12 protein-coding genes and 1 pseudogene are annotated in these 8,785 nt (G+C 64.0%); 3 read left to right on the forward strand and 10 right to left on the reverse strand.

What is annotated here, in order from left to right; translation table 11 throughout:
- Positions 1-269: 269 nt before the first annotated feature.
- The 10 genes from C486_RS11660 to C486_RS11705 all read right to left on the reverse strand — a co-directional run bounded on the left by C486_RS11660 (position 270) and on the right by C486_RS11705 (position 6,649).
- Positions 270-1,517: a class I SAM-dependent methyltransferase gene (locus tag C486_RS11660; RefSeq protein ID WP_008456319.1), complete on the reverse strand. Its 1,248-nt coding sequence runs from the start codon at positions 1,515-1,517 to the stop codon at positions 270-272.
- Positions 1,510-2,634, reverse strand: coding sequence for a 60S ribosomal export protein NMD3 (locus tag C486_RS11665; RefSeq protein WP_008456321.1), 1,125 nt, complete (start codon positions 2,632-2,634; stop codon positions 1,510-1,512). The genes C486_RS11660 and C486_RS11665 overlap by 8 nt, the downstream gene beginning before the upstream one ends.
- A 295-nt stretch (positions 2,635-2,929) precedes the next feature.
- A complete protein-coding gene (locus C486_RS11670; protein WP_008456322.1) occupies positions 2,930-3,703 on the reverse strand; it encodes a creatininase family protein in 774 nt (257 codons plus the stop codon).
- Positions 3,704-3,964: 261 nt separating this feature from the next.
- Entirely contained in the window at positions 3,965-4,432 is a 468-nt protein-coding gene (locus tag C486_RS11675; RefSeq protein ID WP_008456323.1) for a hypothetical protein, read from the reverse strand.
- Complete coding sequence (locus C486_RS11680) at positions 4,429-4,758, reverse strand: ribbon-helix-helix domain-containing protein (protein WP_008456325.1); 330 nt, start codon at positions 4,756-4,758, stop codon at positions 4,429-4,431. The genes C486_RS11675 and C486_RS11680 overlap by 4 nt, the downstream gene beginning before the upstream one ends.
- Before the next feature lie 117 nt (positions 4,759-4,875).
- The gene (locus C486_RS11685) at positions 4,876-5,112 is read right to left on the reverse strand and encodes a hypothetical protein (protein WP_008456327.1); all 237 of its coding nucleotides are present in this window, start codon (positions 5,110-5,112) and stop codon (positions 4,876-4,878) included.
- 255 nt (positions 5,113-5,367) lie between these two features.
- The gene (locus C486_RS11690) at positions 5,368-5,721 is read right to left on the reverse strand and encodes a type II toxin-antitoxin system PemK/MazF family toxin (RefSeq protein ID WP_008456330.1); all 354 of its coding nucleotides are present in this window, start codon (positions 5,719-5,721) and stop codon (positions 5,368-5,370) included.
- A 7-nt stretch (positions 5,722-5,728) separates the two neighbouring features.
- Complete coding sequence (locus C486_RS11695; protein ID WP_008456332.1) at positions 5,729-6,001, reverse strand: AbrB/MazE/SpoVT family DNA-binding domain-containing protein; 273 nt, start codon at positions 5,999-6,001, stop codon at positions 5,729-5,731.
- Between the two features lie 46 nt (positions 6,002-6,047).
- Positions 6,048-6,284, reverse strand: a complete 237-nt coding sequence (locus tag C486_RS11700) for a winged helix-turn-helix domain-containing protein (protein ID WP_008456334.1) — start codon at positions 6,282-6,284, stop codon at positions 6,048-6,050.
- Between the two features lie 143 nt (positions 6,285-6,427).
- On the reverse strand, positions 6,428-6,649 hold the full coding sequence (locus C486_RS11705) for a hypothetical protein (RefSeq protein WP_008456335.1): 222 nt from the start codon (positions 6,647-6,649) through the stop codon (positions 6,428-6,430).
- A 276-nt stretch (positions 6,650-6,925) separates the two neighbouring features.
- Here C486_RS11705 and C486_RS11710 point away from each other — a divergent pair, with 276 nt between their 5' ends.
- The 3 genes and pseudogenes from C486_RS11710 to pspAB all read left to right on the forward strand — a co-directional run.
- Positions 6,926-7,111 carry a hypothetical protein gene (locus C486_RS11710; RefSeq protein WP_008456336.1) on the forward strand — a complete coding sequence of 62 codons (186 nt, stop codon included), beginning with the start codon at positions 6,926-6,928 and terminating at the stop codon, positions 7,109-7,111.
- Positions 7,112-7,231: 120 nt separating this feature from the next.
- On the forward strand, positions 7,232-8,125 hold the full coding sequence (htpX, locus tag C486_RS11715) for a zinc metalloprotease HtpX (RefSeq protein ID WP_008456337.1): 894 nt from the start codon (positions 7,232-7,234) through the stop codon (positions 8,123-8,125).
- A 24-nt stretch (positions 8,126-8,149) separates the two neighbouring features.
- Positions 8,150-8,752, forward strand: a pseudogene (gene pspAB, locus C486_RS11720) (PspA-associated protein PspAB); the annotation flags it as partial.
- Positions 8,753-8,785 lie beyond the last annotated feature (33 nt).

Genomic DNA, 8,785 nt, shown 5'->3' on the forward strand with positions numbered 1-8,785 from the left:
CGTCTTCCTAGCCCAAATCCGTGACGAGCCGCCGCTCGCGTCACGGCGTCGCGTTAGAACATCGCTATCGCGCTCCCGGCGACCATCGAGGTCATCATGAGGAGCGCGAAGGCGAGGGCGATGAGTTGACTCCGGTTCATATCGGAACGGATTCACTCCGCGAGTATCAATGTCACGACCGCTTCGCGTCGCCGTCCCCAACGGCCCGACGTGAGCCGGTTTCGAGCCGCTCCAGCGGCGGCGGACACGCCCGATCGCAGGCTGTGACTTCACTCGAAGCGCGCGTCGACGACGACGTGTGCGACGCCCGCGCTGTGGCTCTTCACCCGCCGCTTATCGAGAATCTCGAGCGTTCGGTCCGCCGCGTCGGCGGCCGCCTCAAGGCGCTCGCGGGGCCGCTCCCACAGCCGCGCTTCGGGGGTCGCCTCGTGGTAGTGGACGACGCCGCCGGGGGACAGCGCCGCGAGCGCGTCGTCGAGGAAGTCGTGTGCTTCGTCCGTTCGCGTTCCGTGCGCCGTCTCCGCGCCGCCCGCGGCGGTCTCGTCGGCCCCGTCCGCGCTCCCGTAGTACCCCATCACGACCCGATCGGCCTCGAGTTCGTCGGCGAGGTCGCGACAGTCCGTCATGTAGGCGTCGACCCGATCGGCGACGTCGTTGAGAACGGCGTTCTCGAGCAGGTAGCGGAAGGCCGTCGGGTTGATCTCGGTCGCCGTCACCCGCGCGCCGGCCCGGGCCATCGGGAGGGTGAAGTACCCGATGCCGGCGAACATGTCGAACACGCGCTCGTCGGCGCTTCCGACCTCGCCCATGCGGGCGCGCTCGGCCTGATTCCCGGGCGAGAACATCACCGTCGCGGGGTCGAGCCCGTACCGCGTTCCGTGTTCCGTGTGGATCGTCTCCGTGTCCTCGTCGCCCGCGATCAGCCGCGTGCGGGGCTCGCGGAAGGTCCCAGCCGTGCCGTCGTTGGCGATCCCCTCGTCGGCCAGCACGCTGTCGGCCTCGCCGTGGAGGTCGAGCAAGGCCGCGCCCAGCTCGGCTTCGTCCGGACAGTCCTCGGGGACCGTCACGAGGATCACCGACCCGATCACTGCCCACGACCCCGGCACCGACTCGAGGGCCGCGTTGCTCCAGCCGCGGTCGGCCAGCAGATCCTCGAGATCGGTGCGTCGGGGCTCGGGCTCGAGTTGCTTGACGACCTCGAGTACCGCGGTCTCGGTCGGCGGCTCCGTGACCGGCAGCGCGATCCCGTCCGGGCCGGTCGCATCGTCCGAGGGGTCCGCGTCGCGTCGCTCCCGCGCCTCGCGTACGCGACGCGAATCGTCGTAGACGCCCTCGGCGCGCAGCGATTCGATAGCCGTCTCCGCGCGCTGTTTCTCGACGATCGCCGCGAGCGGCGCGTCCGCCACCGCCGGCTCGAGGACCTCGTCGACCGTCCGCTCGAGGTCGTCGTCCATGGTCGCCGGGTCGGGCTCGCCCGCGGGAGTCGCGTCTTCGCTGGTCGCGTCCTCGTCAGTCATCGGTTTCGTCGGGCAGGATATGCAGTCCGGCGCGGCTCTTCAGGACGGGCACGGTCTCGGCGTCGGGATCGAAGTAGCCCGGCCGCGAGACCGTTTTCGCTTGGAACGTTTCGGGGTCGAGGACCTGGACGGCGTTCTCGTCCTCGACGGTCACGACCGTCGCCTCGGCGGCGTCCTCGAGTTCGCCGAGTTTGCGCGCGTCGGGCGAGTTCCCCTCCTCGTAGCTGGCTTCGTAGCGCTCGCCGGTCGTCACGCGGGTGCCCTTGAGGTTGCCGCGGGCGCTGCGGACGAGGACAGGCCCGCCGTCGTCGGCGGCGAGGTCGATCACGTCACCGGGAGTATAGGGCGGGAGTCGAACGGCGAAGGTGACCCGGTAGACCTCGTTGCCGTCCTCGTCCTCCGTGACGAGGGTTTCGGCGTCGTTGACGGTGCCGCCGAACTCCTCGAGCATCTTGTTCGAGATCTTCTTGCCGATCTTGTTGGTCGAGACCTTGATGTTCAGCCCGTCGTCCGTTTCGCCGACTTCGGTGACGAAGGCGTTGCGGTCGCCCGTGGCCTCCATGTCGGCGACGATCTCGTTCGCGATTTCGGTCGCCCGATCGGTCTCCTCGCTCGTCGGGGTGCGGTCCTCGGCGCGAATCTGTACGATGCTGGCGTAGTAGTCGCCGGCGATCCGACCACACCGGGTACAGGTCTGGCGGGCGATCTTGACGGGGACTGTCACCTGCTCTTCGACCGGCGTCCCGCGAACGACGCCCGTGAAGAAACAGTGCATCCGGATCGTGTTCTGGTCGACCTGCTCGGGGTCGATCTGCCAGGCGACGTCCTCGACGTCGACGTGGACCCCCAGCGCCTTACTGACCTCCTCGATGGCGATATCGGTGTAGTCTTCCGCGCCGACATCGACCCATCGATTCCCGCGGTAGACCGCACCGCAGCGGGCACAGACGCGAACGTCGATCCGTTCGGGTGCGTCCACGAAGTCGAAGTCCTCGAAGTAACACGAATCGCAGAGTTCGACCTCGGCACCGGGCCGCAACGGATCGTTCGCGTCGCTCGCCGACCGCTCGGGTACTGCATCCCCGCAACGGGGACAGAACGCACGCGACTCACTCATTGGCCCCGCTTCGAGTCTCGCGGAGTTAAGGACCGCGTTCTCTCGCTTGCTGCGGCCATCCCGCTCGAGCGGCTCCGATCCCGCGGTCGCGATCCGCGACCGGTTGCGTCTCGTGCCCCTCAAGTCGCTCGAGACGAAACGACGGGGGTCGGGCGAGCGAACTCCCACCGGGACACAGCCGTCGATTCGACCGCGTCAGACGTGCCTCCGTCACAGGGTCTCCATTCGAAACGGAGGGGTTCGATCGACCGGTGACCGAACTCGTTGCACTGCGACACTATCGCACGGCGCGGGGTCACTGCCGGTCATCGCACACGGCGTCGCGCTCGGCTTCGATCCGCTCGACGTACGCGTCGGTGACGGCGTCGAAAATCGCGTCGCCGGCCTCGGCGGTGGCTTCGCTCGGCGCACCCAGCACGCCGCTCTCGGTGATCGAATCGAACCCCTCGCTGAGTAGTCTGGCGGTCGAAATCGATCCCTCCGGCCCCGATTCGAACCGGTCCGTCCGAACGAGTCCCTCCTCGATCGCGAGGATCATCGCTGTTTCGGCGGCCCCGGCGTGGATCACGTCCTGTTGGTATTCGACGCCGGCCTCGCGCAGGCCCTCGTTCAGCAGTTCCATGTGATCGTCGAGGTCCGCGAGCGCGATCACGGACGCGTCAATCTCGCGGGCGATTTCGGGCGCGACGGTCGAGACCGGCGCGAAGTTCCCGCCGTGGGTCGGGACGAGGACGACGTGTTCGAACCCGTGCTCGGCAAGCGAGCGACAGTAGGCGCGGATCACGTCCATCAGCGTCTCCGGCGGCACCGTGATCGTTCCCGGAAACGCCATGTGATGGCCCGAGCAGCCGGGTCGAATCGTCGGTGCCGCCAGCGCGTCGCCGAGTTCCGCGGCGATCCGCCGCGAGAGTTCGTCACCGTCGAGCGTGTCCATATTCAGCGGCAGGTGCGGCCCGTGTTGCTCGATCGAGCCGACCGCCACGATTACCGTCCGCGTTCCGTTCTCGAGCGCCGTTTCGATTTCCGGCCATGTGCACTCCTCGAGGAGTACTGAGCGTGGAGAAGGCATCCGCCGTTTCGGCGGAAACAGTCAATCGTGATATGGCTTGCGGTCAGCCGGGATGGCTGGGACGTGCCCGTCTCAGTCGCAGTCGACGAGACGGTGATCGCCGCCGGCGCGTTCACGTTACCGATGTCGTTTTCCATGACGAGACACGGACGGATTCCGCGCTATTCCGACCCTCGCATCGGGTCGACCCGTATCCGTACTTGTAACGCTGGTGCTGGTGACACGAGTACGGAGAGTCTCATTTCGGACCGGAAACGGGTGCTATTCGACGTGCTCGAGTGTGATCTCGGAGAGTTCGGCGTCGGCTGGAGAGAAGGCAGCGAAATCGGCATCGTTCGTGAGAAGAGTGGGTTCGCGATCGCGATGCTCGAACGCCAGTACGAGAATAGGGACATCTTTCGGTTGAATGGTCAGCACTCGTGCGAGAAGTTGCGTCCGAACGTTTGCTCGTCGTTCGTCGAGCAGTGAGTCAGTGACGTCACGACTCGATGGTGCTTCAACGAGGCCTGTCATCCGGGTGAGCCTCGTGAGAAAAAGTGTCTGTAGCTCGTCGCGTTCCGTCATTGTCAGTCCGGGTGTCCGGTCGAACGCGTTGAGCGCTTCCTGAACCATGTACGCGTTGATCGCCGAAATCGTCTCGCCACGCTCGATTTCAGCGAGGAGCCGCTCGGCCCGGTCGTTGGTCCCGAGCGTTCCGAAAACCCAGAGATTCGTATCGAGTATCTTCACGTCTGTTCCGCGAATTCGTCGGCCGTCTCCTCGCGAGCCGCCTCGATTGCGTCATCCACCTTCGTCTCGTCGACGCGCTCCCGGAGTTCCTCGAGTCGGTTCGAAAGCTGCTCGTCACTTACTCGTTCCTGTTCGGCACGGGCCAGTAACTGTTCGGTGCGAAGCGCCTCGATCGCCGGTTCCCGGTTCAACTCGAGCAACTGCCGGCGCACTGACTCCTTGATGAACTCGCTTTTGTTCGTGTAGACGCCGGTCTCCTCGAGAAACCGCTCGAGTTCCCGGTCGAGTTCCTCCGGAAATTTGACGCTGACGTTGGCGTACTTCATAGTAATACTATGGTAGCACAAAGTCATAAAGATACGGTTGGAATCGAATTCCCATCGCTCGCCCCCAACTGTCACTCGCGGTTCAGCGCGCATCGGCTCTGTCACGTCCTAGTCGTGCTACTCGAGGTTACTGCCCTCTCGAGGATCAGCGACGAGTTCGTAGACTCCCGTGTCGTAGAGGTCGCGGATGTGCCCGTGCTCGGCTAGTCGAGTAAACCGGCTCGAGACCCACTGTCGGGATGTGTCGACGTCTTCCGCCCGCATAAATAGCGTCGGCGACGCTCGCCCCTTGGTAGCGAGATACTCGACGATTTTCTCGTCGAGGTCGTTCAGGTCGTCAGCTGTGAGGCTCACGTCTCTCCTGTTGCTCACCGACAGTTACAAGCGCAACGTTCGAAATCGATACGGAGATGAATTCTATTCCCTATTTTAGTTTGAATATTTATAATTTAACATCGGTCACTGGCCGACAGCGGCGCAGGATCGTCCGAAAACTCCCCCGAGATGATGCTCGTGGCGTCCGAACAACTCGGCGGGGACCGTTCCGAGGCCCGCGGCGGCGATCGGTGAGGGCGCGATCGACTGCTGCCACTCTCTCCGCGTCGGTCCTCAGATATCGCGCAAGCCGAGACTGTACTCGAGTGCGGTATCGACTTCGGTCATCCGTGCGGCCGGTGCTGAGCCGATAACCTCCGTCACTCGATGGTCGATCGAGACGGTTCGAATCTGACTGCAGATGGCGACCGAATCCTCGCGGAGAGCGCATTCGTCGGCCGGGAGCAGCACTTCGAACGGATAACGCTCGTCGCCGATGGACGTGGTAAGCGGGACGACGATAGTTGTCGGTGCGTTTTCGTTGCCAACGTCGTTCTGGACGACGAGACACGGTCGGGTTCCGCGCTGTTCCGACCCTCGCGTCGGGTCTAGCTCGACGACAACGATATCGCCACGGTGGACGTGCATCGGCTTCCTACTCCTTCCACTCGGGCGCGTCGCCCAGTTGGTCGTTTGCCTCCCGTGACAGCGTGGCCGTCTCGTCGGCGAGTTCGCGGTGGCGGTCGGCACGGCGTCGGTACCCTTCCGCAAGCTCCTCGCGCGACGTGGGTTTCTCGATGACGATCCTGTCACCCTCTTCGCGGATCGTCACTTCGTCCCCGCCGTGGATGTCGAACGCGTCGCGAAGGCGTTTCGGCAGTGTGACCTGCCCGCGGTCGCCGACTTTCCGTTTCTCCGCGTCAGCCATACATATTCATATCATATTCATACTCTTAACGCTGGTGCCGGCGACACTACTCGGTAACGCTGCCGCTCTCTCGAGGATCGTTCTCGAGTTCGTAGAGCCCTGGTGCGAGCCGAACGACGTGTTCGTGCTCGAGCAACCGCTTTAGCCGTTCGCTGGCGTATGGTCGCGAGATGTCAAGTTCGCTGGCGAGATACTGCGGTGTCACTCGCCCGCGCTCGAGTTCCGCGAGGATCGCCCTGTCCGTGTCGTTGAGATCGTCACCGCTGAGTGTCACTGATCGCATCTTTACAGTCGTTTCCTAACAGTGTTGTGCAGACAATATGTTAGATACAAATTGAGAATGCGGTTGGAATCGAACTTCCATCACTCGCCCCCAACTGTCACTCGCAGTTCAGCGCGCATCGGCTCTGTCACGCCCTAGTCGTGCTACTCGAGGTTACTGCCCTCTCGAGGATCACTCTCGAGTTCGTAGAGTCCTTCGTACACCTTGCGTGCATTCCCGTGTTCTACGAGTCGACCGAGACGGTCGCGTACGTACTGCAAACTGTAGCCGGTTTCGTCGGCGACGAACGGCGCAGTAACGCGCCCTTCGTTCAACATATCGAGTAACTTCTCGTCTGCCGGTCCGAGATCGTCTTCCTCGAGCATCGAATCTCGGTTGCTAGTTGTTGCGCACACGCCTAAAGGGGCGATGGCTTTATACACAAACCATAGGGCATAACCCTTAGACCCTAAGTATTAAATCCTACGTGAACGAATGGAAAGACAGGAAGCGCGGCCATCGAGAGAACTCTCGGCCCGGTGTTCCAGCACCGGACCGCGCATCTGGTCCACAGAAGCAATGGCGACTACCATCACGACGCACGAAACGGTTTCGGACGCACAGCCCACCGCTGCGAGCAACCCCATCGAGGCCGGTTCACCATGACAGCGGACACCGACCCCACGCGAGTCCGTCTCGCGGAACTGCTCGACGACCTCCGCACGCTCGAGGACACCGTTCCCGAGGCATTGACCCTCGAGCCGGCGATCCGGAACTGCGAGATGACGCTCGAGGCGTACGAACGGCTCGGCGGAGACGGCTCCGAGACCCGCCGGGGTGATCGGTGAGAGCCGCGTCCGCGACGACACGGGCGACAGCGCTCGAGCGGGATACCACGTCGGCGTCGCACGCGGCGACTCGACCGTTACGACAGGGCACTTATTTTTCCGGAGCCCATCGGTTACGGCATGAACTGGCAGGCGGACTGGGGACTACGCGTTCGGATGTTCGTGACGATGTTCCTGCTGTTCGCACTCTACATCGTGTTTGCCGGCGCGATCACCGTGTACATGGGCGGGGGCATGGTGCTCTTTGCGCTCATGTTCGGCGGGTTCTCCTTGGTACAGTACTACTTCAGCGACACGCTGACGCTGAAGAGCATGGGCGCGCGGACGGTCTCGGCCGACGAGTATCCGCAACTGCACGCCTCGATCGAGCGACTCTCGCAGCAGGCCGACCTCCCGAAACCGAAAGTGGCGGTCGTCGACTCGAAGGTCCCCAACGCCTTCGCGACCGGGCGCAACCAGAAAAACGCGGCCGTCTGCGTGACGACCGGGCTCATGAACACGCTCGACGCCGACGAACTCGACGGCGTGCTGGCCCACGAACTCGCCCACGTCAAGAACCGCGACATGATGGTGATGACGATCGCTTCCTTCCTCTCGACGATCGCGTTCATGATCGTCCGCTGGGGGGCGTTCTTCGGCGGCGGACACAGGCGCGGCGGCGGTCGCGAGGGCGGTGGCGGCGGCATCATCGTCGCGATCCTCGTCTCGCTGGTCGTCTGGATCATCAGCTACCTGCTCATCCGGGCGCTCTCCCGGTACCGCGAGTACGCCGCCGACCGCGGAGCCGCCGCCATCACCGGCAACCCGTCGGCGCTCGCCTCCGCCCTCCTGAAGATCTCCGGCGAGATGGACAAGGTCCCGAAAGACGACATGCGCGAGGAAGCCGAGATGAACGCCTTCTTCATCATCCCGATCAAGTCCGGCGTCATCGGCCGGCTCTTCGCGACGCATCCGTCGACCGAGCGCCGCGTTGACCAGCTTCGGGACCTCGAGCGCGAAATGCAATCGTTCTAAGGAGCTGACACCGTCACACCACCTATGGGACTACTCGACGGACTCCGCGCCATCCTGGGTTCGCGCGCCGAGACCGACGCCGGACGCGACGCCGATCCCGAGGACCTCTTCGGAATGAGCACCGCCTACCTCACGATGGAGGCCGATCTGGGATACGAGTCAGTGGATGTCGCCGCGCTCTGTTTCTCCGGCGTCGACTCGACGGACTTCCGCGACGCCGTCGACGAGGTGGAAGCGATCCTCGACGCCGGACAGGAGGAGACCGGCACGGAGTTCTCTGTGTCGTCGGACGACCACGGCTACCACTGGGTCGTCCTCGCGGACGACGACCCGGAGGACCTGATCACGAGCATGCACTTCGCCGCGGACACCTTCATCGAGCACGGCTACGGCTCGCGCCTGCTTGCCGCCGTCTTCGCCTACGAAAACCGCGACGGCCCCGCCTACTGGATCTATTCGTTCCGTCGCGGCCGCTTCTATCCCTTCGTCCCCCGGTCCGGCCGGGAGCGCGACTCGAGTGCGGAGTTCACCCTCGAGTCGGCATTAGACGGCGAACTCGAAATCGAGCGCGACAAGGAGTACTGGTATCCGCTCTGGCCCAGCGAGCGCGGGACCCATCCCTGGGAGCTGTCTCTTATACACATCTCTGATGGCGCGAGG

Source organism: Natrinema gari JCM 14663, assembly GCF_000337175.1.
Taxonomy (GTDB): Archaea; Halobacteriota; Halobacteria; order Halobacteriales; family Natrialbaceae; genus Natrinema; species Natrinema gari.

Excerpts from the sequence above, each read along its gene's own strand:
- C486_RS11660 (WP_008456319.1), bottom strand. The coding sequence starts at position 1,517 with ATGACTGACGAGGACGCGACCAGCGAAGACGCGACTCCCGCGGGCGAG.
- C486_RS11665 (WP_008456321.1), bottom strand. The coding sequence starts at position 2,634 with ATGAGTGAGTCGCGTGCGTTCTGTCCCCGTTGCGGGGATGCAGTACCC.
- C486_RS11670 (WP_008456322.1), bottom strand. The coding sequence starts at position 3,703 with ATGCCTTCTCCACGCTCAGTACTCCTCGAGGAGTGCACATGGCCGGAA.
- C486_RS11680 (WP_008456325.1), bottom strand. The coding sequence starts at position 4,758 with ATGAAGTACGCCAACGTCAGCGTCAAATTTCCGGAGGAACTCGACCGG.
- C486_RS11690 (WP_008456330.1), bottom strand. The coding sequence starts at position 5,721 with ATGCACGTCCACCGTGGCGATATCGTTGTCGTCGAGCTAGACCCGACG.
- C486_RS11695 (WP_008456332.1), bottom strand. The coding sequence starts at position 6,001 with ATGGCTGACGCGGAGAAACGGAAAGTCGGCGACCGCGGGCAGGTCACA.
- C486_RS11700 (WP_008456334.1), bottom strand. The coding sequence starts at position 6,284 with ATGCGATCAGTGACACTCAGCGGTGACGATCTCAACGACACGGACAGG.
- C486_RS11705 (WP_008456335.1), bottom strand. The coding sequence starts at position 6,649 with ATGCTCGAGGAAGACGATCTCGGACCGGCAGACGAGAAGTTACTCGAT.
- C486_RS11710 (WP_008456336.1), top strand. The coding sequence starts at position 6,926 with ATGACAGCGGACACCGACCCCACGCGAGTCCGTCTCGCGGAACTGCTC.
- htpX (WP_008456337.1), top strand. The coding sequence starts at position 7,232 with ATGAACTGGCAGGCGGACTGGGGACTACGCGTTCGGATGTTCGTGACG.